A 24,603-nucleotide genomic window follows, 5' to 3' on the forward strand; every position below is an offset into this window, starting at 1 on the left:
CGCGCGGCCGCGGCATCGGCGCGGTGCTGCCGCGCGCCCAGCCGCTGACCGCGCTCCCGCACGCTCTCGCCGGGCGCGTTCCCGCGCCCCCGGGCCCTAGATGCGAGCGGCTGCCCGGGCCAGGTGCTCCAGAGTCGCCGCCACCGCCGGGACCTGGGCCAGGTCGGGCAGGGTCAGGGCGACGATCTCGCGGCGCACCGCCGGTTCCAGCCGTACCGCCCGCACGCCGCGCGGCCGTACCGACTCCACGGCCAGCCGGGGCAGTACGGCGACGCCGAGACCGGCGCCGACCAGACCGACCACGGCCGGGTAGTCGTCGGTGGCGAAGTCGATGCGCGGGGTGAACCCGGCCCCCTCGCACACCTCGACCAGCTGGCCGCGGCAGCGCGGGCAGCCGGCGATCCACGGCTCCTGGGCGAGTTCGCCGATGGCGACGGTCTCCGCGCGCGCGAGCCGGTGCCGCTCGGGCACCAGGGCGACCAGGCGGTCCGTCAGCAGCGGGCGTACCACGAGGTCGTCCCACTCCTCGGCGACCGCGGCCCCCTCGTAGCGGAAGGCCAGGGCGAGGTCGCAGTCGCCTTCCCGCAGCAGTTCCACGGACCTCGGGGGCTCGGCCTCCTCCAGGGAGACCCGGGTGCCGGGGTGGGCGGCGCGCAGGGCGGCCAGGGCCGTCGGGACGAGCGTGGAGCTGCCGCTGGGGAAGGAGACCAGCCGGACCCGGCCCGCGCGCAGGCCGGCGATGGCGGCGACCTCCTCCTCGGCCGCGGTGAGCCCGGCGAGGATGCCGGAGGCGTGCCGGACGAGGGCCTCACCGGCCTGGGTGAGGCGCATCTCCCGCCCGTTGCGGACCAGCAGCGGGGTGCCGACCGAGGCCTCCAGGGCCTTCATCTGCTGGCTGACGGCGGGCTGGGTGCAGCCGAGTTCGCGCCCGGCCGCCGAGAAGGAGCCGGTGGTGGCGACGGCGCGCAGGACGCGGAGATGACGGGCCTCGATCACCCTTCGAGCATAAGACAACCTTTGGGTGATGCGCCCGATAACCTTCGACGCTTTGGGGGCTGATCGCTTAGCGTGCTGGGATGAAGCTTCTCTCGGTCAATCTGGGCCGCCCGCGGCCCGTGCCGTACACCAGCCAGCCGGACGGGGTGACCGGTATCCACAAACAGCCGGCCGAGGGGCCGGTGCGGGTGGCGGCGCCGGGTCCGAAGGGGATCGGCGCCGGCGGACTGGCCGGGGACGCGGTGTGCGACACGCGCCACCACGGCGGGGACGACCAGGCGGTGTACGCGTACGCCCGCGAGGACCTCGACACGTGGGAGCGGGAACTCGGCCGGCCGCTGGCCAACGGCTGCTTCGGCGAGAACCTGACGACGGAGGGCCTGGACGTCTCCGGGGCGCTGGTCGGCGAGCGCTGGCGGATCGGTGCGCGGGTGGTGCTGGAGGTGACCGCGGGCCGCATCCCGTGCGCCACGTTCCAGGGCCACATGGGCGAGCGCGGCTGGATCAAGAGGTTCACGCGGAAGGGCGCGACGGGTGCCTACCTCCGGGTGATCGAGCCGGGGGAGATCCGCTCCGGCGACCCGGTGGAGATCGTGCACCGGCCGGACCACGGGGTGACGGCGGAGATGCAGTTCCGCGCGGTGACCACCGAGCGCGAGCTGCTGCCCCGGCTGCTCGCGGCGGGCGAGGCACTGCACTCGGAGACGCTGGCGCAGGCCCGCGAGTACGTGGCTGGGCTGCGGGTCTGACCGGCCGTCGGCCGCGCGGGGCGAGGCTCGCGCGGCCAGCGGGGGCTGTCGGCGCGGGTCACTACCCTTGGGCCATGACAACGGCTCTGATTACGGGATCGACCGCGGGGATCGGTGCCGCGTTCGCGCGGCGGCTGGCGGCCGACGGGCAGGACCTGGTGCTGGTGGCCCGGGACACCGGGCGGCTGCGCGAACAGGCGACGGAACTGCACGACCGGCACGGCGTCGAGGTGGAGGTGCTGACCGCCGACCTCGCCGGGGACGAGGGCATCGAGGCGGTGGCCGGCCGGCTCGGTGACCGGAAGAACCCGGTCGACCTGCTGATCAACAACGCCGGCTTCGGCAACAAGGGCCGCTATCTGGACGTGTCGATGGCGGACGAGCTGCGGATGCTGAAGGTGCACTGCGAGGCGGTGCTGCGGCTGACGTCGGCGGCGGCCGGGGCGATGCGCGAGCGCGGCCGGGGCGGGGTGGTGAACGTCGCCTCGGTGGCCGCCTTCGTGCCGCGTGGCACCTACGGGGCGTCGAAGGCGTGGGTCGTGCAGTTCACCCAGGGCGCGGCGCGGGACCTGGCGGGCAGCGGGGTCCGGCTGATGGCGCTGTGCCCGGGGTTCGTGCGCACCGAGTTCCACCAGCGGGCCGGGATGGGCACGGACAACATCCCCGGCTGGCTGTGGCTGGACGCCGACAAGCTGGTCGCGGCGGCCCTGGCCGACCTTGCGCGGGGCAGGACGCTGTCCATCCCGGACCCCCGGTACAAGGCGCTGATGGGGCTGGTGAAGGTGACGCCGCGCGCGCTGCTGGGCGGGATCAGCTCCCGTACGGGGCGCAAGTACGGGCCGCAGTGACCGGCCGGTGAGCGCGCGGGTGGCGCCGCCGTCCCGGTGGGAAAATGGGCGGGACGGTTGCCGGACCAGGGGCCGGAGGCGGTGCCATGACCTTCGTACAGCTCATCGAGTGCAGGACGAGCCGGCTGGACGAGATGAACCGGCTGCTGGACGACTGGCTCCGGCACGCGCACGGGAGACGGACGGCGACGCACGCGGTGGTCGGCCGGGACCGCGCGGACGCGTCGCACGTGGTGGAGGTGGTGGAGTTCCCCTCGTACGAGGAGGCGATGCGGAACTCGGACCTCCCGGAGACGGAGCGGATCTTCGGGGACCTGGCCGCGCTGTGCGAGGAGCGGCCGACGTTCACCGCTCTGGACGTCGTACGGGACGAGCGGCTGTCGGAGCGTGCCGTACGCCGGTTCTTCGCGGCGCTGGGCGCGGCGGGCGGGCTGCCGCCGCTGAACGACCTGCTGGACGAGGACGTGCACAGCCGCGATCCGATGAACCCGCAGGACACCATCGGGCTGGACCACGCGCGCGCCGAGTTCCGGATGTGGCGGGCCGCCTTCGACTTCGCGTTCACGGTCGAGGACGTGCTCGCCGACGGCGACCGGGCCTGTGCCCGCTGGTCCTGGCGCGGCACGCACCGGGGCGACTTCCTCGGCATCGCGCCCACCGGCCGCCGGGTCAGCATGACCGGGATGACGCTGTTCCGGTTCGGCGCGGCCGGGAAGATCACCGAGCTGTGGTGGCAGCACGACCAGCTGGGGCTGATGCAGCAGCTGGGGGCGCTGGACGAGCTGGAGCGGTGAGGAACACGTTCCCTGCCGGGTCTCGTACCGCGCCTGCGGAAACGCGGCTTCGAGGGCGGCGCCGGGTGCGGCCGGGTCCAGGTTCCAGCCGGCGGGGGGCCCGGCGGGCGCGTGGGACAGGAAGGCCGTCCGGTGTGCCGGGTGTCCGGCCCGGCCGGTGCGACGCACGGTGCCCGGTGTCCCCCCGCGGGGACACCGGGCACCGTGGCGTGGTTCAGCTCAGCGCTTGCCTCAGTGGGCGTGGCCGTGGCTGTGGCCCGCGGCGGCCGGCTCCTCTTCTTCCTTCTTCTCGACGACCAGGGTCTCGGTCGTGAGCAGCAGGGAGGCGATGGAGGCGGCGTTCTCCAGGGCGGAGCGGGTGACCTTGACCGGGTCGATGACGCCGGCCTTGATCAGGTCGCCGTACTCGCCGGTGGCGGCGTTGTAGCCCTGGCCCTTGTCCAGGTCCTTGACCTTGGACACGATGACGTAGCCCTCCTGGCCGGCGTTCTCGCCGATCCAGCGCAGCGGCTCGACCACGGCGTTGCGGACCACGGCGACACCGGTGGCCTCGTCGCCGGTCTTGTCGAGGTTGCCCTCGAGGACCTTGGAGGCGTGGACCAGAGCGGAGCCACCACCGGAGACGATGCCCTCCTCGACCGCGGCGCGGGTCGCGGAGATGGCGTCCTCCAGACGGTGCTTCTTCTCCTTCAGCTCCACCTCGGTGGCGGCGCCGACCTTGATCACGCACACGCCGCCGGCCAGCTTCGCGAGGCGCTCCTGGAGCTTCTCGCGGTCCCAGTCGGAGTCGGTGTTCTCGATCTCGGCCTTGATCTGGGCGACGCGGCCCTGCACGTCCTCGGACTTGCCGGCGCCGTCGACGATCGTGGTGTCGTCCTTGGTGACGGTGACACGGCGGGCGGAGCCGAGCACGTCCAGGCCGACCTGGTCGAGCTTGAGGCCGACCTCCTCGGAGATGACGGTGGCGCCGGTGAGGACGGCCATGTCCTGGAGCATCGCCTTGCGGCGGTCGCCGAAGCCGGGGGCCTTCACCGCGACGGCGTTGAAGGTGCCGCGGATCTTGTTGACGACCAGGGTCGACAGGGCCTCGCCCTCGACGTCCTCGGCGATGATCAGCAGCGGCTTGGAGGAGCCGGCCTGGATGACCTTCTCCAGCAGCGGCAGGAGGTCCGTGATGGCGGAGATCTTGCCCTGCGTGATGAGGATGTACGGCTCGTCGAGGACGGCCTCCATGCGCTCCTGGTCCGTCACGAAGTACGGCGACAGGTAGCCCTTGTCGAAGGCCATGCCCTCGGTGAAGTCCAGCTCCAGACCGAAGGTGTTGGACTCCTCGACGGTGATGACACCGTCCTTGCCGACCTTGTCCATCGCCTCGGCGATCAGCTCGCCGACCTGCTGGTCCTGGGCGGACAGCGCGGCGACGGCGGCGATGTCGGACTTCTCGTCGATCGGGCGCGCGGTGGCGAGCAGGTCCTCGGAGACGGCCTTGACGGCGGCGTCGATGCCCTTCTTCAGGGCGGCCGGGGAGGCACCGGCGGCGACGTTCTTCAGGCCCTCGCGGACCAGCGCCTGGGCGAGCACGGTGGCGGTGGTGGTGCCGTCACCCGCGATGTCGTTGGTCTTGGTCGCCACCTCCTTCACCAGCTGGGCGCCGAGGTTCTCGTACGGGTCCTCGATCTCCACCTCACGGGCGATCGTGACACCGTCGTTGGTGATGGTGGGGGCGCCGAACTTCTTGTCGATGACGACGTTGCGGCCGCGGGGGCCGATCGTCACCTTGACCGTGTCGGCAAGCTTGTTGACGCCGCGCTCAAGGGCGCGACGGGCGTCCTCGTCGAACTTCAGGATCTTCGCCATGGCAGCGGGAGCCCTCTCGGAAATCTGTGGGTGAAAAACGCCGCGCCCCGGGCGCCCGGCTTCTTGTCGATTCGCGGGGGCCAGGGGCGCAGCTTCAAGCAGAGAGTCGCTTGAGGTGATTACTTCTCGATGATCGCGAGCACGTCGCGAGCCGAGAGGACGAGGTACTCGTCGCCGTTGTACTTCACCTCGGTGCCGCCGTACTTGCTGTAGAGGACGACGTCGCCGACCTTGACGTCGAGCGGAAGGCGCTCACCGTTCTCGAACCGGCCCGGGCCCACGGCGAGGACGGCGCCCTCCTGGGGCTTCTCCTTCGCGGTGTCCGGGATGACCAGGCCAGAGGCCGTGGTCTGCTCGGCGTCCAGCGGCTGGACCACGATGCGGTCCTCGAGCGGCTTGATGGCAACCTTGGAGCTGGCGGTCGTCACGATCCGACCTCCCCCTTCGGAGATCTCACGGGGTTAACTGTCTGAGGTGGCGACCAGGTCGATCCGTCGTCGCGGGTGCCGGACCTGCCCGTCGCGTTTGTTGGCACTCTCACCTGCGGAGTGCCAGACCTGAGACTATGACCGTGATTAGCACTCGGTCAAGCGGAGTGCCAATGCCGTGCGGCGCGTCGGCGGTGAATCGGCCGTCGTGGCGTTGACCGGGGGCCCGGGGAGCCGGCTCTCCTAGAGGTAGTCCTCCAGGCGGGCCACCGTCAGGCGCCGCGCCTGGGCCGCCCTGAGGACCCGTGCCGTGCGTTCGCGCAACGGGACGTCCGCCGGCTCGCCGGAGTCCACGAGGACGATGTCGCCGGGGGCGAGGCCGCGGGTGAGGCCGGCCGGGGTGAGGGCGGTGCGCCACAGGACGACCGCGGAGATGCCGCAGTCGGCCGCGGCGCGCAGGGTGGTGGGGTCGTAGGAGCCGTGGGGCGGGCGGAACAGGCGGGGGCGGACGCCCAGGCGGGTGCGCAGCCGGTCCTGCTGGCCGCAGATCTGGGCGCGCTGGCCGGCGTACGGCAGTCCGGCCGGGGCGCGGGGGCCGACGGCGCGGTTCCCGATGCCGGCGCCGAGGGCGCGCAGGCGGGCGTAGTGGCGCCAGCCGGGGGCGGCGGCGCCGTCGGTGAGGAACAGGGTGACCGGGAGGCGCAGGTCGCGGACCATGTCGGCGAAGCGGGGGTCGCGTTCGGCGCCGTCGTCGTAGGTGAGGAAGACGACCGGGTCGCGGGTGGGGACGTGGTCGATCACCGGGGGCGGGGCGGGGGTGGCCCGGTGCAGGGCGAGCGGGCGGGCGTCGCGGACCGGGGAGCGGGCGAGCGGGCGGGTCAGGCCCCAGTGCCGGTAGGCCCGGCCGGGGCCGGTGGCGTGCGGGCGCACCCCTGCGGCGGCCTTCTTGCCGAGGCGTTCGATGGGGTCGACGGACTGGGCGCAGCCCGCCAGGAGCAGGGCCGAGGCGAGGACCGCGGCGGGGCCCCGCAGGCGCCTCACAGGTAGTCCTCCAGGCGGGCGACGGCGTAGCCCTCGCGCGTGACCTTGTCCAGGAAGCGCCGCATGTCGTCCACCATCGTGCCGTTCCAGTCGTCCCGGCCGCGGAAGTGGGTGAGGACGATGTCGCCGGGGTGCAGCCGGCGGTCCCAGTCGCGGTACTCCCAGTGGTCGACGAAGACCTCCTCGTCCCAGATGGGCGCGTACTTGATGCCGCACTCCTTGGCGGCGCGCAGGGTGTCGCCGTTGTAGTTGCCGTACGGCGGCCGGAAGACGGTGGGCGCCTTGCCGAACTGCTTCTTCATGACGGTCTGCATGCCGCAGATCTCGTCGCGCTGCTCCTCGTAGGACAGTCCGGGGAGGTAGGGGTGGGTGAGGGTGTGGTTGTTGAGGGTGACGCCCTGGGCCTGCATCCGGCGGAAGTAGCCGTAGTCGTCCTCGATGACGTAGTTGCTGAGGAACGCGGTGTACGGCACCTTCAGCTCGCTCATCATGCGCAGGAACGCCGGGTCCTTCTCGGCGCCGTCGTCGATGGTGAGGAAGACGACCTTCTGCCGGGTGGGGACGGTGGTGAAGACCGGGGGGAGGTTCTCCTCCTCCTGGCCGTCCACCTCGAAGCCGTCCCGGGGCGTGATCCGGGGTTTGCCGGCGGGCGGGGCCGGCGGGGTGAGCGGGGCCCGGTCCAGGCCCCAGCGCCGGGCGGCGGCGGCCAGCCGGGCGTGTTCGGCGGCCTCGCGGGCGCGGGGGTCCAGGGGGTGGGCGGGGCCGCCCTGCGCCGGGGCCGGGGCGGGGTCGCCGGCGCAGCCGGACAGGAGGGCGGCCAGTGCGAGGGCGGTGGCGGCCGCGGCCGTCTTCGCGACTCGTGCCCGGCTCTTGCCGTCCGTCCGCACGACCCGTGCCCGACCCTCGCCGTCCGCCTGCGCGACCCGTGCCCGACTTTTGTCATTTTGTACTACTGCTCGCATGGTGCCGGATCCTCCCAGGCCCCGGCCCGCTCCCCCGGCCGACACCGCCGCCGCGGGCGCACCATCCACCGACTGGCCCACAATGAGCCGGTGAACGACCTCGCTCTGCTCCTCACCCCCGAAGGCCGCGCCCTCCTCGACGAGGTGCGCGACACCGAGCCCGCGCGGGAACTCGCGGTGGCCACCCGGCTGCGCCGCGACCACCCGGCCGAACTGGTCTCGGCCGCGCTGGGCCAGGCCCGGCTGCGGCAGCGGGCGGCGGCGAAGTTCGGGGCCGCGGACGCCGGCCGGATGTTCTTCACCCCGAACGGGGTCGAGCAGTCCACCCGGGCGAGCGTGGCGGCGTACCGGGCGCGGCGGCTCGCTGAGCTGGGCGTGACCTCCGTGGCCGACCTGTGCTGCGGCATCGGCGGGGACGCGGTCGCGCTGGCGCGGGCCGGGATCCGGGTGCTGGCCGTGGACCGCGACCCGCTGACCGCGGCGGCGGCCCGCGCCAACGCCGAGGCGCTGGGCCTGGCCGAGCTGATCGAGGTGCGCGAGGCCGATGTGACGGAGGTGGACACCACCGGGTACGACGCGGTGTTCGCGGACCCGGCCCGGCGCGGCGGGCGCGGCCGGGTGTTCGACCCGGAGGCGTACTCGCCGCCGCTGTCCTGGGCGGTCCGGGCGGCCCGCCGGGCGTCCCTCGCGGCACTGAAGATCGCGCCCGGCATTCCGCACGAGATCGTCCCGGCGGAGGCCGAGGCCGAGTGGATCTCGGACGGCGGGGACGTGAAGGAAGCGGTGCTGTGGTTCGGGACCGGGGCGCCGGGTGCCGTACGGGCCACGCTGCTGCCGGGCCCGCGCACGCTGCCCGGCCGGGGCCTGCCCGACCCGGCGGTGCGGCCGGTGGGGCGGTACCTGTACGAGCCGGACGGCGCGGTCATCCGCGCGCACCTGGTCGCCGAGGTGGCCGAGGAGGTCGGCGGCGGGCTGCTGGACGCGACCATCGCCTACGTCACCGCCGACGAACCGCGGCCCACGCCGTACGCCACCGGTTACGAGATCACCGACCAGCTGCCCTTCAACGTCAAGCGGCTGAAGGCCCTGCTGCGCGAGCGCGGGGTCGGCACGCTGACCGTGAAGAAGCGCGGCTCGGCCGTCGAGCCGGAGGAACTGCGCCGCAAGGTACGGCCGCAGGGGCCGAACGCGGCCACCGTCTTCCTCACCCGCGTGGCGGGGGCGCCGACGATGCTGATCGGTCAGCCGCTGGGCTGATCCGCCCGGCGCCGCAGCAGCGCGCGTTCCCGCTCGTTGCGGGTCAGCTCCGCCGCCCGGCGGAACTCCTCGCGGGCCTCGGCGGTGCGCCCCAGCCGGGACAGCAGGTCGCCGCGGACGCTGGGCAGCAGGTGGTAGCCGCGCAGCGCGGGCTCGGCGGCCAGCGCGTCCACCAGTTCCAGGCCCCGCTGGGGACCGTCGGCCATCGAGACGGCGACCGCGCGGTTCAGCTCGACCACCGGGGACGGCGCGCGGGCGGCCAGCAGGCCGTACAGGGCGGCGATGGCCCGCCAGTCGGTCTCCTCGTAGGTGTACGCGCGCGCGTGGCAGGCGGCGATGGCCGCCTGGAGGGCGTACGGGCCCGGCGGGCCCGCCGCGGTGGCTCCGGCGCGCTCCAGGGCCCGCACCCCGCGCGCGATGAGCATGCGGTTCCAGCGGCCGCGGTCCTGGTCCTTCAGCAGCACCGGTGTGCCGTCGGGGGCGGTGCGGGCGGGGGCGCGGGACGCCTGGAACTCCAGCAGCGCGGCCAGGCCGTGCACCTCGGGCTCCCCGGGCATCAGCCCGGACAGCACCCGGGCCAGCCGCAGGGCGTCCTCGCACAGGCCGGGGCGCAGCCAGTCGTCGCCGGCGGTGGCCGCGTACCCCTCGTTGAAGATCAGGTAGATGACGTCCAGGACGGAGCCGAGGCGGGCCTCGCGGTCGGGTCCGTACGGCACCTCGAAGGCGACGTTCCTCGCCGCGAGGGTGCGCTTGGCGCGGACGATCCTCTGGGCCACCGTCGCCTCCGGCACCAGGACGGCGCGGGCGATCTCGGCCGTGGTCAGGCCGCCGAGCAGGCGCAGGGTGAGCGCGGTGCGGGCCTGCGGCGACAGCACCGGGTGGCAGGCGGTGAAGACCAGCCGCAGCAGGTCGTCGTCGATGCCGTCCGGGTCGGCGGGCTCCTCGGGGGGCGCCGTGGTCTCCAGGTCCCGGCCGATCTCGGCGAGTTTGCGGGCGTAGACCTCACGGCGCCGGACCAGGTCGACGGCCCGGTGCCGGGCGGTGGCCAGCAGCCAGGCGCCGGGGTTGTCGGGCACCCCGTCACGGGGCCACCGCTCCAGGGCGGCGACCAGCGCGTCCTGCGCCAGTTCCTCGGCGATCCCGACGTCCCGCACGATCCGCGCGACGCCGGCGATCACGCGCGGCGCCTGAAGCCGGAAGACGGTCTCGATGGCCTGGGCGGGGGTCGGCTGGGCTGCCGTGGGCTGTGGTTCCACAGCCCACATGCAACACCGTGGACGGTCTCCGGCCAACCGGCTCAGGCCTCGGCGATCTCCCGCAGCTCGCAGGAGATCCGCCACTCGGGGCCGTGCACGGCCAGGAAGCGCCGGGTCCACTCCAGGGCCTCGGCGCGGTCCTTGCACTGCATGAGCGCGTAGCCGCCGACGACCTCCTTGGACTCGGTGAACGGCCCGTCGGTGACGGTGGCCCGCTCGCCGTCCCACTCCACCCGGGCGGCCCGCGCGGCCGGGGTCAGCCCGGCGGTGTCGAGCAGGACGCCGGCCTTGGTGATCTCCTCGATCAGCTCGCCCATCCGCTGCTGCAGTTCCGCGCTGGGACCGCCGGCGGGCGCGGTGGACTCGTCGAAGCGCACGAGCGACAGGTAACGGGGCATGGTGTCTCCCTCGGTCGGGCGGCGGGGCCGTTCCCCGCCGCTCACCTGTACGTCGAACGGGAGACGCCCGGATCGACACGCGCCCCGAAAAAATCCGGGTTGATTTTTTTTCCGGCGAAGCTCAGCGCAGGGAGGCCCAGAGGTCGCCCGCCCGGGGTTCCTCGGGGATCACCCGGTTGGCGTCGTCGGGAGCCGTGACGACCGGCATCGTCACCGTCGTCACCCGGTCGGCGGTCAGCCCGTCCAGGCTGCGGGCGAGGCCCGTCAGCTCGCCCAGGGAGTCCAGGCCGGTGTCGGTGGTCAGGCCCGCGGTGGCGGCGTCGGCGACCTGGTACAGCCGGGCCGGGTCGGTGAGCAGTCCGGCGTCGGAGATCCGCTCCAGCAGGGCCTTGACCAGCTTCTGCTGGAGCCCGATGCGGCCCAGGTCGCTGCCGTCGCCGATGCCGTGGCGGGTGCGGGCGAGGGCGAGGGCCCGCGTGCCGTCGAGATGGTGGGTGCCGGCCGCGAGGTGGAGGTGGCTCTGGTCGTCGTCGATGTCCTGGTCGGTGGTGACGTCCACCCCGCCGAGCGCGTCGACCAGCCGGGCGAAGCCGGAGAAGTCGATCTCGAGGTAGTGGTCCATGCGGACGCCGGTGAGGGTCTCCACGGTCTTCACCGCGCACACCGGACCGCCCACCGCGTAGGCGCTGTTGAACATCGCCCCGTACGCCGGTGCCGAGGTGCCGCCGGAGTCGAGCGGGCAGGACGGCCGGGTGACGAGCGTGTCGCGCGGGATGCTGACCACGGTCGCCGCCGTCCGGCCCGCGTCCAGGTGGACGACCATCGCCGTGTCGGACCGGGCCCCGTCGCTGTCCCCGCCGCCCAGTTCCCGGTTGGCCGCGCCGCTGCGCGAGTCCGAGCCGAGGACCAGGATGTTCAGCGAGCCGGTGGGCACCGGGGAGGCGCCGGCCGAGGCGGTCGGGCCGGGCGTGAGCACCGCCCGGGCGGGCCGGTCGTCGCCGAGCGCGCTGTCGATGTCGACGCTGGTGATGTTGTGGTTCAGATGCCAGTACACCCAGCCCGCCGCCGCCACGGCCAGCACCAGGGCGCCCGTCAGGGTCAGGCCGGCGATCCTGAGCGCCCCCGGCCGCCGGCCCGTCCGTCTGCCCGCGTCGCCCCGCTCCTCGTGTCGCGTCACGACAGGAACATAAGTCCGAATGATGAACGGGCCGTTAGGCCATTCGGCGGCAGCCGTTTTTCTTGCGCAATTCTCATCCAGCGGCCGTCTGGAGCGGGTGCCCACCCGAAAGTTTCGGCCGCTGACCTCTCGTATGCCGGAGCGTGTCCCGCCCGTCGGTGTGTCAGCTTCCGGCCGGCGCCGGAGCGGCCGTGCTGGAGCGCACCACCAGGCTCGTCGCCAGTTCCACCCGGGTCGCCGTACGGTCGTCCTCGGCCCGCCCCAGCTCCAGCACCAGCCGGGCCGCCGCCTCGGCCATCTCGGTCAGCGGCTGCCGAACGGTGGTCAGCGGCGGGCCCACCCAGCGGGCCACCGGCAGATCGTCGAAGCCGACCACGCTGAGGTCCTCCGGGACGCGCAGGCCCAGTTCACGGGCGGCCTCGTACAGACCGAGGGCCTGGAGGTCGTTGCCCGCGAAGACGGCGGTGGGCCGGTCCGGGCGGCGCAGCAGCTCCAGGCCCAGGCGGTAACCGGCGTCGTGGTGGAAGTCGCCGGTCAGCACCAGCGAGGGGTCCACGGGCAGTCCGGCCGTCTCCAGCGCCGCCCGGTAGCCGTCCATCCGGGCGCGGCTGCCCATCATCCGCGACGGGCCGCTGATGGCGCCGATCCGGGTGTGGCCGAGTTCCACCAGGTGCCGGGTGGCGGCCAGTCCGCCCTGCCAGTTGGTGGCGCCGATGGAGGGCACGTCCGGGCCCGGGTCGCCGGCCGGGTCCATCACCACGAACGGGATGGAACGGCTGGTCAGCAGGGCCCGCTGGGACTCGTCGAGGCCGGACAGCACCAGCACGACGCCGTGCGGCCGGCGGGCGGCGACCTGGTCGGCCCAGGTCCGGCCGGGGGTGAGCCGGCCGGCCGACTCGGACAGCACCACGCTCAGCCCGGCGTCCCTGGCCACGTTCTCCACGCCCCGGATGACCTCCAGCGCCCAGGCGCTCTCCAGTTCGTGGAAGACGAGGTCGATCAGCGGCGAACGGGACGCCTCGGCGCGCCGGCGCCGGTAGCCGTAGGCGCGCAGCAGTTCCTCGACCCGGGCGCGGGTCGCCGGGGCGACGTCGGCGCGGCCGTTGAGGACCTTCGAAACAGTCGGAGCGGAGACCCCGGCCTCCCGGGCGATCTCGGCGAGGGTCGCCGTCTGTGTCTCTGCGGGCTTCGGAGGCTTCATACCGGCGATCGTAGCCGCGCGGGAGCAGGGGGCGAAGAATCGTGCACCGCAACAGGACTCCGGAACATTCGGAGCGGATTACGAAACATTCGACGAGCGCTGTCGGTACAACGCGAACACCCCGCCTCCGGTGACCCGGGGGCGGGGTGTCGAGTGGAGCGCCGGGCAGGCCTTGCACCTGCATCTCCCCGCAGGAAGCGGGGCGTCTTTCCTTGGACCACCAACGCACTGGCTTCGGGCCGGTGTTCCGGCCGTTCGCTGTGTGATGATCATACGCAGCGAGGGGGTGGCACCGCAACCTCATCCGCCCCGGTGGACTCACCAACCTCAGCGGCCTCACGCCACCGGGGTGGCCTCAGTCGTCCGCCACCGACTCGAACCGCCACCGGTGCGGAGCGCGGGTCACCAGTTCCGGGTCCGGCTCGGGCAGCTCCGGCAGCGGGGTGTCGTAGGGCGCGTCCCACCAGGTGACGACCAGCACCCGGTCCTGCGGCGCGCGGAAGGTCTCCCGGCGCAGCGGCTCCTCGGCCAGCCGCTGGGCGCGGGCCCAGGCGAGCAGGTCCGCGCCCCGCCCCTCGGCCGCCCGCGCCTCCCACATCAGAGCGACGGTCACGAGTACAGGTTCTCCTTGCTGATCTCGTGCACGTGGTCGTGGTCGTGGGCGTGGCCGGGCACGTGCGGGTCGGTCACCGGCAGGGAGGAGTCGGCCGACAGGTCCCAGGCGGAGGCGGCCCGGTTGCGGGCGACCATCTCGGCGCCCAGCGCGGCCACCATCGCGCCGTTGTCCGTGCACAGCTTGGGGCGCGGCACGCGCAGCCGGATGCCGGCCGCCTCGCAGCGCTCCTGGGCGAGGGCGCGCAGCCGGGAGTTGGCCGCGACCCCGCCGCCGATCATCAGGTGGTCCACGCCCTCGTCCTTGCAGGCGCGGACGGCCTTGCGGGTCAGCACGTCGGCCACGGCCTCCTGGAAGGAGGCGGCGACGTCACGCACCGGGACCTCCTCGCCGGCCGCGCGCCTGGCCTCGATCCAGCGGGCCACGGCGGTCTTCAGGCCGGAGAAGGAGAAGTCGTACGCCGGGTCGCGGGGGCCGGTCAGGCCGCGCGGGAAGGCGATGGCCCCCGGGTCGCCCTCCTTGGCGTAGCGGTCGATGACCGGGCCGCCGGGGAAGCCGAGGTTGAGCACGCGGGCGATCTTGTCGAACGCCTCGCCGGCCGCGTCGTCGATGGTGGCGCCCATCGGGCGCACGTCGGAGGTGATGTCCGCGGACAGCAGCAGGGAGGAGTGGCCGCCGGAGACCAGCAGGGCCATCGTCGGCTCGGGCAGCGGGCCGTGCTCCAGCTGGTCCACGCAGATGTGGGAGGCGAGGTGGTTGACGCCGTACAGGGGCTTGCCGAGGGCGTAGGCGTACGCCTTGGCCGCCGAGACGCCGACGAGCAGGGCGCCCGCGAGGCCGGGGCCCGCGGTGACCGCGATGCCGTCCAGGTCCTTGGGGCTGACCCCCGCCTCCTTCAGCGCGCGGTCGATGGTGGGCACCATCGCCTCGAGGTGGGCCCGGGACGCCACCTCCGGTACGACACCGCCGAAGCGGGCGTGCTCGTCCACGCTCGAGGCGACGGCGTCCGCCAGCAGGGTGGTGCCGCGGACGATGCCGACGCCGGTCTCGTCGCAGGAGGTCTCGATGCCGAGTACGAGAGGCTCGTCGCGTGAGTCAGTCATTGCTCTCGGTTCCTTGTACGGGGTCGGACCCGGCGGCGGTGCCGCTGTCGGATCCGGTGGTCAGGCGCATCACCAGGGCGTCCACGTTCCCGGGCTGGTAGTAGCCGCGCCGGAAGCCGACGGGGACGAAGCCGAAGCGTTCGTAGAGCTTCTGGGCGCGGACGTTGTCGACCCGGCACTCGAGCATCACGTCGGGGCACTCGAACGCGGTCGCCGCGCGCAGCAGCTCCGCCAGCAGGCGGGCGCCGAGGCCGGTGCCCTGGTGGTCGCGGGCGACGGCGATGGTCTGGACGTCGCCCACGTCACCGGCCGCGGCCAGGCCGCCGTACCCGACGATGTGACCGTCGGCGGACTCGGCGACGAGGTAGCACCGGGTGGACTCGGGGCCCCGGGCGTGGGCCAGCTCGGACCAGAACATCCCCCGGGACCAGGCGTCCTCGGGGAACAGGTCCCGTTCCAGCTCCAGGACCGGGTCGATGTCCCACCAGCGCATCTCGCGCAGTCGGGGAGGTTCCGGCTGTGTCACTTGGGGGTGACCACCTTGTAGTTCTTGGGGACCTGGGCGTCCGGGCGGCGCAGGTACAGCGGCCGGGGCGCGGGCAGTTCCCCGCCCGCGGCCAGCCGCTCGGCGGCGAGCGAGGCGAGCGCGGCGGCGGACACGTGCTCGGGCTCGTGGGCGCTCGGGAACGTGTCCGGGTAGAGCAGCGCGCCAGCGCCCACCGCGGGGAGGCCCGCGACCCGCTCGGCGATGTCGGCGGGGCGGTCCACGGCCGGGCCGGTCAGCCGGGTGCGGGAGTCGGCGTACGTCGCCCAGTAGACCTCCTTGCGCCGGGCGTCGGTCGCCACGACGAAGGGGCCCTTCTCGATGTCGGCGGCGTAGGCGAGGCCGTCCAGCGTGCACACGCCGTACACCGGGACGCCGAGCGCGAGGCCGAAGGTGTCCGCGGTCATCAGGCCGACGCGCAGGCCGGTGTAGGGGCCGGGCCCGGTGCCGACGACGATGCCGGTGACGGCCTCCAGCTTCAGTCCGGCCTCGGTGAGGACCCGGTCGACGGCCGGCAGCAGCAGCTCTCCGTGCCGGCGCGCGTCCACCTGGCTCGACGAGGCGATGACGTCCGTGCCGTCGTGCAGCGCGACGGTGACGGCGGGGGTGGCGGTATCCAGAGCGAGCAAGAGCACGCGAACAGCCTACGGCGCCCGCGGCTCGCGCACGGCCGCCCGGGACGAACGGCCACCGGCTGCTACGGTCTGCACGAATACGACATTCAGCCCTAAACGGACTCGAAGCAGAGGTGGGCGCAGGTGGCAGGGACCAGCTCGGCGATCGTGGCCGGCCTCACCGCGGCGGCCCTGGGAACGGTCGGTTTCCTGGCGCTCCGGGCCGAGGCGACCGTGCCGGCCGCGCTGCGCGACGGGCCGGCCGCGAGCGCGTCCGCGGCGGCGAAGGCCAAGGCGCCCCGGGACCGGCAGCACCCGACCGCCCTGCCGGGCGGCTCCGGTTCGGGTGAACGGGTGGTCTACTCGGTGGACGACGACCGGGTCTGGCTGGTCGCCCCCGGCGACCGGGTACGGCGCACCTTCACGGTCCGGCCGGGCAGCGTCGACCCGGCGCCGGGCACGTACTGGGTCACCTCCCGCTCCAGCACGGCCACCGGCACCGACGGCCTGCCCGTCGAGCACGTGGTGCGGTTCACCAGCGTGGACGGGGTGGTGATCGGGTTCAGCGCGGCCGTGAACGGCGGGACGGGCCTGGCGGCCGACCCGAACGTGAAGACGGGCGGCATCCGGGAGAGCCGCGTGGACGGCGACGCGCTGTGGCAGTTCGCCACCATCGGGGTGCCGGTGGTGGTGATCCGGTGACGCGCCGTGCCGTCGGCCGGCCGCGGGCGCTCAGCCCGTCAGCGTCTCCAGGTCCGCCCCGGCCCACCGCTCCCCCAGCCCGGTCAGCGTCACGTGCCGGACCTCGTCCGTCGTGTCGCCGACCGCGCGGTGGATGGTGATCTGGAGGCGGTCCTCGGTCAGCTCCTCGACCTTGCCCTCGCCCCACTCCACCACGATCACCGAGTCGGGCAGCGAGACATCGAGGTCCAGGTCCTCCATCTCGTCCAGCCCGCCGGCCAGGCGGTAGGCGTCGACGTGCACGAGGGGCGGGCCGTCGCCGAGGGACGGGTGCACCCGGGCGATGACGAAGGTCGGCGAGGTGACCGCGCCGCGCACGCCCAGCCCCTCGCCGAGCCCGCGGGTCAGGGTGGTCTTGCCCGCGCCGAGCTCCCCGCTGAGCATCACCAGGTCGCCCGCGCGCAGCAGCCCGGCCAGCCGTCGGCCCAGCTCCCGCATCCGCTCGGGGGAGGTGATCGTCAGCCGGGTCTCAGCGGCCGCGTGCGCTGCTGGTGCTGCTGGTCGTTCCATAGCCACTTACGGTAGCCCCTGCGGGCACCGCGCCCGCGCGGGTGAGCAGGTCGGCGAGCCGGTCGGTGACCACCTCGGGGTGCTCCAGCATCACCAGGTGCCCGGCGTCCGGCACGAGCACCAGCTCGGCGTCGGGCAGCAGGTCGGCGATGGCCTCGCTGTGCTCGCTGGGCGTGACCAGGTCCTGCACACCGGCCAGCACCAGCACCGGCACGTCCCGGAAGCAGCCGAGCGCCTCCGTCTTGTCGTGGTCGGCGAAGGCCGGGTAGAACTCGGCGACGACGTCGATCGGGGTGGACTCGATCATCCGCTCGGCGAAGCGTTCCACCGCCGGGTCGACGTCCCGGCCCGCGAACGAGTACCGCTTGATGATCCCGGCGAACAGGTCGGCGGTGGCCCGGCGCCCCTTCTCCACCAGCTCCGCCTGCTGGCCGAGCGCCCGGAGCACCCCGGGCAGGATCCGGCGCACCGCGTTGACGCCGGCCACCGGGAGCCCGAAGTTGACCTCGCCGAGCCGTCCGGACGACGAGCCCACGAAGGCGGCGGCGACCACCCGGTCCCGGATCAGCTCGGGGTACTGGGCGGCCAGCGCCATCACCGTCATCCCGCCCATCGAGTGACCGACCAGCACCAGCGGTCCGTCGGGGACGGCGGCGTCGAGCACCGCCTTCAGGTCCCGGCCCAGCTGGTCGATGGTGACCGGCGCCCGGTCCCGGGTCTGGGCCACGCCCCGCCCGGAGCGGCCGTGGCTGCGCTGGTCCCAGTGCACGGTACGGACGACCCCGCGCAGGGCTGCGCGCTGGAAGTGCCAGGAGTCCTGGCCGAGGCAGTAGCCGTGGCAGAAGACCACGGTGACCGGGGCGGGCGCCTTGCGGCCGAACAGCCGGCGGCGGCGCGGGGAGACGTCCGGGCCGTGGTCGGGCTCGGCCTCGTCGACCTCGTAGTACAGCTCGGTGCCGTCGTCGGCGTACGCCTTGCCGGGGGTGCCGCGCAGGGTGCCGTACGGGCCGGCCGCGTCCAGCGCCAGCCGGGCCTTGCGGCGCATCCCGCGCCCCACCGTCATCCGCTCCACCGCGACGCCGGCCGCCGCGCCGGCGGCGAGCACGCCCAGCGCGGCACCGGCGATGCCGGTCGCCCTGCGCCAGCTCCCGGCCGCCCCCGCGGCGGAGGCGACGGCGGCCGAGGCGACGACGTCCGCCACGGTCTCCGCGCTGCTCTCGCTCACGTACCGCTCCTCTTCGCCTGGTCGGGTGAAACGGATGTGCCGCCGGACGCCGGGCCGGGACGACGGCGTGCCGCACGCGGTCCCGCCGGCCGGGCCGGCCGTCGCTTCCCGGACGGGTTACCCGGCTTCCCGCTCGTTCACATGGACGCGGGGAACCCGGGTGCCGATGCGGGTGACGATCTCGTACGCGATCGTGCCGCAGGCCTGCGCCCAGTCCTCGGCGGTGGGCTCGCCCCGGTCGCCCGGCCCGAAAAGCACCGCCTCGGTGCCCACCGGGGGCTCGTCCCCGCCGAGGTCCACCACGAACTGGTCCATGGCGACCCGCCCGGCGACCGTCCGCCACTTGCCGCCGACCAGCACCGGCCCGGTGCCCGAGGCGTGCCGCGGGATGCCGTCCGCGTAACCGACCGGCACCAGGCCGAGGGTGGTCTCGCCGGGGGTGACGTAGTGGTGGCCGTAGCTGACGCCGTGGCCGCCGGGTGTGTGCTTGACGAGGGCCAGCGAGGCGCTGAGCGTCATCACCGGGCGCAGCCCGAAGTCCGCCGGGGTGCCCAGCTCCGGGCTGGGCGAGACGCCGTACATCGCGATGCCCGTGCGGACCAGGTCGAAGTGGGTCTCGGGCAGGGTGAGGGCGGCCGGCGAGTTGGCGATGTGCCGCACCTCGGGCCGTACGCCCCGCTCCTCCGCGTACGCCACCATCTCCCGGAACCGGTTGAGCTGGGCGGCGATGGAGGGGTGCCCGGGCTCGTCGGCGCACGCGAAGTGCGACCACAGTCCGGTGACGCGGACCAGACCCTCGGCCTCGGCGCGCAGCGCGGCGCCGACCAGCTCGGCCCAGTCGGCGCCGGGCTGGCAGCCGTTGCGGCCGAGCCCGGTGTCGGCCTTGAGCTGCACGCGCGCGGGGCGGCCCGCCGCGCGGGCGGCGGCGGTGACCTCGCGCAGCGCCCACATGCCGCTCAGCGACACGTCGATGTCGGCCTCGACGGCCTCCCGCCAGGGGCCGCCCGGCACCCACAACCAGCACAGCACGCGGCCGGACAGCCCGGCGGCGCGCAGTGCGAGGGCCTCCTCCGCGGTGGCCGTGCCGAGCCAGGTGGCACCGGCCGCGAGGGCGGCGCGGGCGCACGGCACCGCGCCGTGGCCGTAGGCGTCGGACTTGACGACGGCCATCACGGCGGCGCTCTGCGCCCGGGCGCGCAGGGCGCGCACATTGGCGCGCAGGGCGCCCAGATCGATCTCGGCGCGGGCGCGCAGGGCGGCGGTCGGCTCAGGTGCTGTCTCAGTCATCGCGCCCCCAGTCTCTCAGAGCCCCCCGCCGGCCCCCGGCGCCCGGGCCCGCGGCCCCGGCCGGCACGGCCACCGGCGGCGGCGGTGACGAGGCCCCGGACCCCGCGCGCCCGGCCGCGGGCACCCTGTACCCGGCGCGCAGCCGGTCCCCGCCCTCCGCGGGGTCCCGTCCCCGGGTCCTGCGCGGACGGCCCCCTGAGGGTGGCTCAGTCCCGTACGCTCCGCCAGGCCTCCGGGATGCGGGACGCCACGTCGTGGGCGCCCGCCGGGGCGCCGGACGCGGCGAAGCGGCCCGCCAGGCCGTGGAGGTACGCGGCCACGCTCCCGGCGTCCAGCGGGTCCAGGCCGGCCGCCAGCAGGGAGCCGGCGAGGCCGGAGAGGACGTCGCCGCTGCCGGCCGTGGCCAGCCAGGGGGTGCCGGTGGGGTTGACCCGTACGGGTCCGCCGCCGGGGCCGGCGACCAGGGTGGTGGAGCCCTTCAGCAGGACCGTCGCCCGGAACACCGCGGCCAGTTCGCGCACCGCGGCCAGCCGGGCGGCCTCGACCTCCTCCCGCCGCACCCCCAGCAGCGCGGCGGCCTCCCCCGCGTGCGGGGTCATCAGCGTGGGCGCGCCGCGCCGCCGTACGGTGTCCCGGTCGGCCAGCCGCAGCCCGTCCGCGTCGAGCAGCACCGGTACGTCCGTCGCCAGCACCTCCGCCACGGTGGCCGCGTCGTCCCCGGCGCCCGGACCGGTCACCCACGCCTGCACCCGGCCGGCCTTGGCGGGTCCGGCGTCGGAGACCAGGGTCTCCGGGAAGCGCGCGAGGACCGCGTCCCCGGCCGGGCCGACGTACCGTACGGCCCCGGCTCCGCCGCGCAGCGCCCCGGACACCGCCAGCACGGCCGCGCCCGGGTAGCGCGCCGAGCCCGCCGCGATGCCGACCACCCCGCGCCGGTACTTGTCGCTCTCCGCCTCCGGAGCCGGCAACAGCCCGGCCACGTCGGCGTGCTGGAGGGCCTGGAGCACGGCGTCGGCGGGCGGCGGTTCGATGCCGATGCCGACGAACCGCACCACCCCGGCGTACTCCCGCGCGGGGTCCACCAGCAGTCCGGGCTTGTACGCGCCGAAGGTGACGGTCAGGTCGGCGCGCAGCGCGGCCCCCCGCACCTCCCCGGTGTCCGCGTCGACGCCGCTGGGCAGGTCCACGGCGACGACGGCGGCCCCGGAGCGCGCCACCGCCTCGGCGAGCCGTGCGGCGTCCGGCCGCAGCCCGCCCTTGCCGCCGATGCCGACGATCCCGTCCACGACCAGGCGGGCCCGCGCGATCGCCTCCTCGGCCCGGTCCGCCGGGACGGTCCTGCCGCCGGCCCGGCGCAACGCGGCGAGCCCTCCGGCGTGGGCCCGTCCCGGTGTCAGCAGGACGGCGGTCACCCCGGCGCCGCGCCGGGCCAGCCGGGCCCCCGCGTACAGGGCGTCCCCGCCGTTGTCCCCGCTGCCGACCAGCAGTACCACCCGGCTGCCGGACACCCGCCCGAGCAGGCCGGCGCAGGCCGCGGCCAGCCCGGCGGCGGCCCGCTGCATCAGCGCGCCCTCCGGCAGCCGCGCCATCAGGGCCCGTTCGGCCGCCCTTACCGTCTCCACGCTGTACGCAGTACGCATGGCACCGAGTCTGCCCCCGAATCCCCGCCGTCCACACCCGGGGCGGGCGCGGTCAGCCCTCGGCGACCACCACGGCCGAGGCCACCCCGGCGTCGTGACTGAGCGACACATGCCAGGCCCGCACGCCCAGCTCGGCCGCGCGCGCGGCCACCGTGCCCTTCACCCGCAGCCGGGGCTGCCCGCTGTCCTCCACGTACACCTCGGCGTCGGTCCAGTGCAGTCCGGGCGGTGCCCCGAGCGCCTTGGCGAGCGCCTCCTTGGCGGCGAACCGGGCCGCCAGCGAGGCGATGCCGCGCCGCTCCCCGCTGGGCAGCAGCAGCTCCCGCTCCACGAACAGCCGGCCGGCCAGCCCCGGCGTCCGCTCCAGGGACGCCCGGAACCGGTCGATCTCGGCGACGTCGATGCCCACCCCGATGATGCTCATGGCGAGCACCCTACGACTCCGGGCGACGGCGTCCCGGCGACACACGTCGCCTACGCTGCGGACATGACCTCATCGAACGCTTATCTCTCCGGCCTGTTCTCGCTGGACGGCCGGGTCGCGCTGGTGACCGGGGGCAGCTCGGGCATCGGGCGGGCCGTGGCGGGGGCGCTGGCGCGGGCCGGGGCGAGCGTGGTGATCGTGGCCCGGCGCGAGCGCGAACTCACGGAAACGGTGGCCGAGTTGACGGCCGACGGCTGCCGGGCGGCCTGGGTGAGCGCCGATCTGGGCAGCCGGGCGGGGGTGCGTGCGGCCGCCGAGGAGGCGGCGGCCGTGTTCGGGGAGCCCGACATCCTCGTCAACTCGGCCGGGATCAACCTGCGTCCGCCGCTGGGCGAGCTGGGCGAGGACGTGTGGGACGCCACCATGGCGGTGAACCTGGAGGCGCCGTTCCTGCTGGGGCAGCGGTTCGGGCCGGGGATGGCCGGACGGGGCTTCGGCCGGATCATCCACATCAGCTCCCAGCAGGCGCACCGGGCGTTCGTGCAGAGCGGTGCCTACGGCGTGTCGAAGGGCGGGCTCGAGTCGCTGGCCCGTTCCCAGGCCGAGGCCTGGTCTCCGTACGGGGTCACCTGCAACACCCTGGTGCCGGGCTTTGTGATGACCCCGCTCAACGCGCGGCTGTCGGCCGACCCGGAGCGGGTGGCGGCCCTGGCCGCGCGCACGATGACCGGCCGCAACGGCCTGGCCGAGGACTTCGCGGGCGCGGCCGTGTTCCTGGCGAGCCGCGCCTCCGGCTACGTCACCGGCCAGTCGATCCACGTGGACGGCGGCCTGTCCGTGCACTGAGCACCCGCGCGGGGTCCGCGCGACGCCCCTGCGCACCGGGACCGTCGCCGGCGCCGGCCCCGCCTCCGCGGCGTCCCTGCCGAGGGACCGCGGCGAGGCGATCACCGACGTCGAGGCCAAGGAGACCGTCGACGTCCGCACCTCCCGGGTACCGGGCCGTTCACGCCGTCCCGTTCCGGGCGTCACTCCACGGTGACGGACTTCGCCAGGTTCCGGGGCTGGTCCACCTCGTTGCCCCGGGCCGTGGCCAGCTCGCAGGCGAAGACCTGCAGCGGCACGGTGGCCACCAGCGGCTGGAGCAGCGTCGGCGTGGCCGGGACGCGGATCAGGTGGTCGGCGTAGGGGACCACCGTCTCGTCGCCCTCCTCCGCGATGACGATGGTGCGGGCGCCGCGCGCGCGGATCTCCTGGATGTTGGAGACGATCTTGTCGTGCAGCAGGGACCGGCCGCGCGGCGAGGGGACGACCACCACCACCGGCAGGTCCTCCTCGATCAGTGCGATCGGGCCGTGCTTCAGCTCGCCGGCGGCGAAGCCCTCGGCGTGCATGTAGGCGAGTTCCTTCAGCTTCAGCGCGCCTTCCAGGGCCACCGGGTAGCCGACGTGCCGGCCGAGGAAGAGGACGGTGTTCTTGGCGGCCAGGCTGCGGGCCAGCGCCCGGACCGGCTCCATGGTCTCCAGGACCCGTTCCACCTCGTCCGAGATCCGGGACAGGTCTTTGATGACCGCCTGCACCTCGTCTCCCCACTTGGTGCCGCGCACCTGCCCGAGGTACAGGGCGACCAGGTAGCAGGCGACGAGCTGGGTGAGGAACGCCTTGGTGGAGGCGACGGCGACCTCGGGACCGGCGTGCGTGTACAGCACGGCGTCGGACTCGCGGGGGATGGTGGAGCCGTTGGTGTTGCAGATCGCCAGCACCTTGGAGCCCTGCTCGCGGGCGTGCCGCAGCGCCATCAGGGTGTCCATGGTCTCGCCGGACTGGGAGATGGCGATCACCAGGGAGCGACCGTCCAGGATCGGGTCGCGGTAGCGGAACTCGCTGGCCAGCTCGACCTCGCACGGGATGCGGGTCCAGTGCTCGATGGCGTACTTGGCGATCAGGCCGGCGTGGAAGGCCGTACCGCAGGCGACGATGACGACCTTGTCGACCTCGCGCAGTTCGGAGGGGCTGATCCGCACCTCGTCCAGCGTCAGGGAGCCGTTCGGGTCGATGCGGCCGAGCAGGGTGTCGGCGACGGCCTTGGGCTGCTCGGCGATCTCCTTGAGCATGAAGTAGTCGTAGCCGCCCTTCTCGGCGGCCGAGGCGTCCCAGTCCACGTGGTAGGAGCGGACGTCGGCCGGGCGGCCGTCGAAGCCGGTCACCGTGACGCCGTCCCGGCGCAGTTCGACCACCTGGTCCTGGCCCAGCTCGATCGCGGAGCGGGTGTGGGCGATGAACGCGGCGACGTCGGAGGCGAGGAACGCCTCGCCCTCGCCGACGCCCACGACCAGCGGGGAGTTGCGGCGGGCGCCGACCACCACGTCCGGTTCGTCGGCGTGCACGGCGACCAGGGTGAACGCGCCCTCCAGCCGGCGGCACACCAGCCGCATCGCCTCGGCGAGGTCGGCGGTGGCCGAGAACTCCTCGGCGAGCAGGTGGGCGACCACCTCGGTGTCCGTCTCGGAGGTCAACTCGTGCCCGCGTTCGGCGAGTTCGGCGCGCAGCGCGGCGAAGTTCTCGATGATGCCGTTGTGCACCACGGCGACCCGGCCCGCGTTGTCCAGGTGCGGGTGCGCGTTGGCGTCCGTGGGACCGCCGTGGGTGGCCCAACGGGTGTGCCCGATACCGGTCGAGCCGGCCGGCAGCGGACGGTCGACCAGTTCCTTCTCCAGGTTGACGAGTTTCCCGGCCTTCTTCGCGGCGGCCAGCCCACCGTCCGCGAGCACGGCGACCCCCGCGGAGTCGTACCCCCGGTACTCCAGCCGCTTCAGCCCGGCCATCACGACGTCCAGCGCTGACTGTGACCCTACGTATCCCACGATTCCGCACATGAGCGGCAGCCTAAGGGCCAACAGTGATCAGAATCTTCCGAATCCTGCCCGGAATCAGAAAT

At 74.3% G+C, this 24,603-nt stretch carries 25 protein-coding genes and 1 tRNA gene; 6 read left to right on the forward strand and 20 right to left on the reverse strand.

The features are described 5' to 3' along the window. Positions 1 to 96 precede the first annotated feature (96 nt). Positions 97 to 996 carry a LysR family transcriptional regulator gene (locus AB0E62_RS16365; protein ID WP_362193188.1) on the reverse strand — a complete coding sequence of 300 codons (900 nt, stop codon included), beginning with the start codon at positions 994 to 996 and terminating at the stop codon, positions 97 to 99. A gap of 80 nt (positions 997 to 1,076) precedes the next feature. Between AB0E62_RS16365 and AB0E62_RS16370 the strand changes: the two genes are divergently transcribed. From AB0E62_RS16370 to AB0E62_RS16380, 3 genes are all read left to right on the forward strand, one after another. Then, on the forward strand, positions 1,077 to 1,745 hold the full coding sequence (locus AB0E62_RS16370; RefSeq protein WP_362193191.1) for an MOSC domain-containing protein: 669 nt from the start codon (positions 1,077 to 1,079) through the stop codon (positions 1,743 to 1,745). A gap of 74 nt (positions 1,746 to 1,819) precedes the next feature. Next, entirely contained in the window at positions 1,820 to 2,593 is a 774-nt protein-coding gene (locus AB0E62_RS16375; RefSeq protein WP_362193194.1) for an SDR family oxidoreductase, read from the forward strand. A gap of 86 nt (positions 2,594 to 2,679) precedes the next feature. Then, a complete protein-coding gene (locus tag AB0E62_RS16380) occupies positions 2,680 to 3,387 on the forward strand; it encodes an ester cyclase (protein ID WP_362193197.1) in 708 nt (235 codons plus the stop codon). Positions 3,388 to 3,618: 231 nt separating this feature from the next. Here the strand turns inward: AB0E62_RS16380 and groL are convergent, their stop codons facing one another. The 4 genes from groL to AB0E62_RS16400 form a co-directional block, all read right to left on the reverse strand. Then, positions 3,619 to 5,244, reverse strand: coding sequence for a chaperonin GroEL (groL, locus tag AB0E62_RS16385; RefSeq protein ID WP_362193200.1), 1,626 nt, complete (start codon positions 5,242 to 5,244; stop codon positions 3,619 to 3,621). Between the two features lie 119 nt (positions 5,245 to 5,363). Further along, positions 5,364 to 5,672 (reverse strand): co-chaperone GroES, encoded by a 309-nt coding sequence (gene groES / locus AB0E62_RS16390; protein WP_004955293.1) that lies wholly within the window; start codon positions 5,670 to 5,672, stop codon positions 5,364 to 5,366. A gap of 243 nt (positions 5,673 to 5,915) precedes the next feature. Beyond that, the gene (locus AB0E62_RS16395; RefSeq protein ID WP_362193203.1) at positions 5,916 to 6,713 is read right to left on the reverse strand and encodes a polysaccharide deacetylase family protein; all 798 of its coding nucleotides are present in this window, start codon (positions 6,711 to 6,713) and stop codon (positions 5,916 to 5,918) included. Next, entirely contained in the window at positions 6,710 to 7,675 is a 966-nt protein-coding gene (locus AB0E62_RS16400) for a polysaccharide deacetylase family protein (RefSeq protein WP_362193206.1), read from the reverse strand. The genes AB0E62_RS16395 and AB0E62_RS16400 overlap by 4 nt, the downstream gene beginning before the upstream one ends. A 90-nt stretch (positions 7,676 to 7,765) precedes the next feature. On the opposite strand from AB0E62_RS16400, the gene AB0E62_RS16405 reads away from it, so the two are divergent. Then, on the forward strand, positions 7,766 to 8,932 hold the full coding sequence (locus AB0E62_RS16405) for a methyltransferase domain-containing protein (RefSeq protein ID WP_362193209.1): 1,167 nt from the start codon (positions 7,766 to 7,768) through the stop codon (positions 8,930 to 8,932). On the opposite strand, the gene AB0E62_RS16410 is transcribed toward AB0E62_RS16405, so the two are convergent. The 9 genes from AB0E62_RS16410 to tsaB form a co-directional block, all read right to left on the reverse strand. Beyond that, on the reverse strand, positions 8,917 to 10,188 hold the full coding sequence (locus AB0E62_RS16410; RefSeq protein ID WP_362193212.1) for an RNA polymerase sigma factor: 1,272 nt from the start codon (positions 10,186 to 10,188) through the stop codon (positions 8,917 to 8,919). The genes AB0E62_RS16405 and AB0E62_RS16410 overlap by 16 nt on opposite strands. Before the next feature lie 41 nt (positions 10,189 to 10,229). Continuing rightward, the gene (locus AB0E62_RS16415; RefSeq protein WP_362193215.1) at positions 10,230 to 10,586 is read right to left on the reverse strand and encodes a YciI family protein; all 357 of its coding nucleotides are present in this window, start codon (positions 10,584 to 10,586) and stop codon (positions 10,230 to 10,232) included. Positions 10,587 to 10,707: 121 nt separating this feature from the next. Continuing rightward, on the reverse strand, positions 10,708 to 11,763 hold the full coding sequence (locus AB0E62_RS16420; protein ID WP_362193218.1) for an LCP family protein: 1,056 nt from the start codon (positions 11,761 to 11,763) through the stop codon (positions 10,708 to 10,710). A 163-nt stretch (positions 11,764 to 11,926) separates the two neighbouring features. Continuing rightward, complete coding sequence (locus AB0E62_RS16425; protein ID WP_362193221.1) at positions 11,927 to 12,964, reverse strand: LacI family DNA-binding transcriptional regulator; 1,038 nt, start codon at positions 12,962 to 12,964, stop codon at positions 11,927 to 11,929. A 154-nt stretch (positions 12,965 to 13,118) separates the two neighbouring features. After that, a tRNA-Gly gene (locus AB0E62_RS16430) sits at positions 13,119 to 13,191 on the reverse strand. A 128-nt stretch (positions 13,192 to 13,319) separates the two neighbouring features. Then, complete coding sequence (locus AB0E62_RS16435; RefSeq protein WP_362193224.1) at positions 13,320 to 13,577, reverse strand: hypothetical protein; 258 nt, start codon at positions 13,575 to 13,577, stop codon at positions 13,320 to 13,322. Beyond that, positions 13,574 to 14,680: a tRNA (adenosine(37)-N6)-threonylcarbamoyltransferase complex transferase subunit TsaD gene (gene tsaD / locus AB0E62_RS16440; protein ID WP_362193227.1), complete on the reverse strand. Its 1,107-nt coding sequence runs from the start codon at positions 14,678 to 14,680 to the stop codon at positions 13,574 to 13,576. Before tsaD ends, AB0E62_RS16435 begins: the two co-directional genes overlap by 4 nt. Next, on the reverse strand, positions 14,673 to 15,173 hold the full coding sequence (gene rimI / locus AB0E62_RS16445; protein ID WP_362193484.1) for a ribosomal protein S18-alanine N-acetyltransferase: 501 nt from the start codon (positions 15,171 to 15,173) through the stop codon (positions 14,673 to 14,675). The genes tsaD and rimI overlap by 8 nt, the downstream gene beginning before the upstream one ends. A 29-nt stretch (positions 15,174 to 15,202) precedes the next feature. Further along, positions 15,203 to 15,859, reverse strand: coding sequence for a tRNA (adenosine(37)-N6)-threonylcarbamoyltransferase complex dimerization subunit type 1 TsaB (gene tsaB / locus AB0E62_RS16450; RefSeq protein ID WP_362193230.1), 657 nt, complete (start codon positions 15,857 to 15,859; stop codon positions 15,203 to 15,205). 123 nt (positions 15,860 to 15,982) lie between these two features. On the opposite strand from tsaB, the gene AB0E62_RS16455 reads away from it, so the two are divergent. Continuing rightward, the gene (locus tag AB0E62_RS16455; protein ID WP_362193233.1) at positions 15,983 to 16,540 is read left to right on the forward strand and encodes a hypothetical protein; all 558 of its coding nucleotides are present in this window, start codon (positions 15,983 to 15,985) and stop codon (positions 16,538 to 16,540) included. A 30-nt stretch (positions 16,541 to 16,570) separates the two neighbouring features. Here AB0E62_RS16455 and tsaE read toward each other — a convergent pair whose 3' ends face one another. The 5 genes from tsaE to AB0E62_RS16480 all read right to left on the reverse strand — a co-directional run bounded on the left by tsaE (position 16,571) and on the right by AB0E62_RS16480 (position 21,665). Continuing rightward, entirely contained in the window at positions 16,571 to 17,089 is a 519-nt protein-coding gene (gene tsaE, locus AB0E62_RS16460; protein ID WP_362193236.1) for a tRNA (adenosine(37)-N6)-threonylcarbamoyltransferase complex ATPase subunit type 1 TsaE, read from the reverse strand. Next, positions 17,049 to 18,314: an alpha/beta hydrolase gene (locus AB0E62_RS16465; protein WP_362193239.1), complete on the reverse strand. Its 1,266-nt coding sequence runs from the start codon at positions 18,312 to 18,314 to the stop codon at positions 17,049 to 17,051. Before AB0E62_RS16465 ends, tsaE begins: the two co-directional genes overlap by 41 nt. 117 nt (positions 18,315 to 18,431) lie before the next feature. Then, positions 18,432 to 19,601, reverse strand: a complete 1,170-nt coding sequence (gene alr / locus AB0E62_RS16470; protein ID WP_362193242.1) for an alanine racemase — start codon at positions 19,599 to 19,601, stop codon at positions 18,432 to 18,434. A 206-nt stretch (positions 19,602 to 19,807) separates the two neighbouring features. Continuing rightward, positions 19,808 to 21,241: an NAD(P)H-hydrate dehydratase gene (locus AB0E62_RS16475; RefSeq protein ID WP_362193245.1), complete on the reverse strand. Its 1,434-nt coding sequence runs from the start codon at positions 21,239 to 21,241 to the stop codon at positions 19,808 to 19,810. A 52-nt stretch (positions 21,242 to 21,293) separates the two neighbouring features. After that, positions 21,294 to 21,665 (reverse strand): holo-ACP synthase, encoded by a 372-nt coding sequence (locus AB0E62_RS16480; RefSeq protein WP_189994091.1) that lies wholly within the window; start codon positions 21,663 to 21,665, stop codon positions 21,294 to 21,296. 63 nt (positions 21,666 to 21,728) lie between these two features. On the opposite strand from AB0E62_RS16480, the gene AB0E62_RS16485 reads away from it, so the two are divergent. Next, positions 21,729 to 22,511, forward strand: a complete 783-nt coding sequence (locus tag AB0E62_RS16485; protein ID WP_362193249.1) for an SDR family oxidoreductase — start codon at positions 21,729 to 21,731, stop codon at positions 22,509 to 22,511. A gap of 182 nt (positions 22,512 to 22,693) precedes the next feature. Here AB0E62_RS16485 and glmS read toward each other — a convergent pair whose 3' ends face one another. Then, positions 22,694 to 24,541: a glutamine--fructose-6-phosphate transaminase (isomerizing) gene (gene glmS / locus AB0E62_RS16490; protein ID WP_362193252.1), complete on the reverse strand. Its 1,848-nt coding sequence runs from the start codon at positions 24,539 to 24,541 to the stop codon at positions 22,694 to 22,696. Positions 24,542 to 24,603 lie beyond the last annotated feature (62 nt).

Source organism: Streptomyces sp. NPDC038707 (genome assembly GCF_040636485.1).
GTDB lineage: Bacteria > Actinomycetota > Actinomycetes > Streptomycetales > Streptomycetaceae > Streptomyces.

Excerpts from the sequence above, each read along its gene's own strand:
- AB0E62_RS16370 (WP_362193191.1), top strand. The coding sequence starts at position 1,077 with ATGAAGCTTCTCTCGGTCAATCTGGGCCGCCCGCGGCCCGTGCCGTAC.
- AB0E62_RS16375 (WP_362193194.1), top strand. The coding sequence starts at position 1,820 with ATGACAACGGCTCTGATTACGGGATCGACCGCGGGGATCGGTGCCGCG.
- AB0E62_RS16380 (WP_362193197.1), top strand. The coding sequence starts at position 2,680 with ATGACCTTCGTACAGCTCATCGAGTGCAGGACGAGCCGGCTGGACGAG.
- groL (WP_362193200.1), bottom strand. The coding sequence starts at position 5,244 with ATGGCGAAGATCCTGAAGTTCGACGAGGACGCCCGTCGCGCCCTTGAG.
- AB0E62_RS16400 (WP_362193206.1), bottom strand. The coding sequence starts at position 7,675 with ATGCGAGCAGTAGTACAAAATGACAAAAGTCGGGCACGGGTCGCGCAG.
- AB0E62_RS16415 (WP_362193215.1), bottom strand. The coding sequence starts at position 10,586 with ATGCCCCGTTACCTGTCGCTCGTGCGCTTCGACGAGTCCACCGCGCCC.
- AB0E62_RS16425 (WP_362193221.1), bottom strand. The coding sequence starts at position 12,964 with ATGAAGCCTCCGAAGCCCGCAGAGACACAGACGGCGACCCTCGCCGAG.
- tsaD (WP_362193227.1), bottom strand. The coding sequence starts at position 14,680 with ATGACTGACTCACGCGACGAGCCTCTCGTACTCGGCATCGAGACCTCC.
- rimI (WP_362193484.1), bottom strand. The coding sequence starts at position 15,173 with ATGCGCTGGTGGGACATCGACCCGGTCCTGGAGCTGGAACGGGACCTG.
- tsaE (WP_362193236.1), bottom strand. The coding sequence starts at position 17,089 with ATGGAACGACCAGCAGCACCAGCAGCGCACGCGGCCGCTGAGACCCGG.
- alr (WP_362193242.1), bottom strand. The coding sequence starts at position 19,601 with ATGACTGAGACAGCACCTGAGCCGACCGCCGCCCTGCGCGCCCGCGCC.
- AB0E62_RS16475 (WP_362193245.1), bottom strand. The coding sequence starts at position 21,241 with ATGCGTACTGCGTACAGCGTGGAGACGGTAAGGGCGGCCGAACGGGCC.
- AB0E62_RS16480 (WP_189994091.1), bottom strand. The coding sequence starts at position 21,665 with ATGAGCATCATCGGGGTGGGCATCGACGTCGCCGAGATCGACCGGTTC.
- AB0E62_RS16485 (WP_362193249.1), top strand. The coding sequence starts at position 21,729 with ATGACCTCATCGAACGCTTATCTCTCCGGCCTGTTCTCGCTGGACGGC.
- glmS (WP_362193252.1), bottom strand. The coding sequence starts at position 24,541 with ATGTGCGGAATCGTGGGATACGTAGGGTCACAGTCAGCGCTGGACGTC.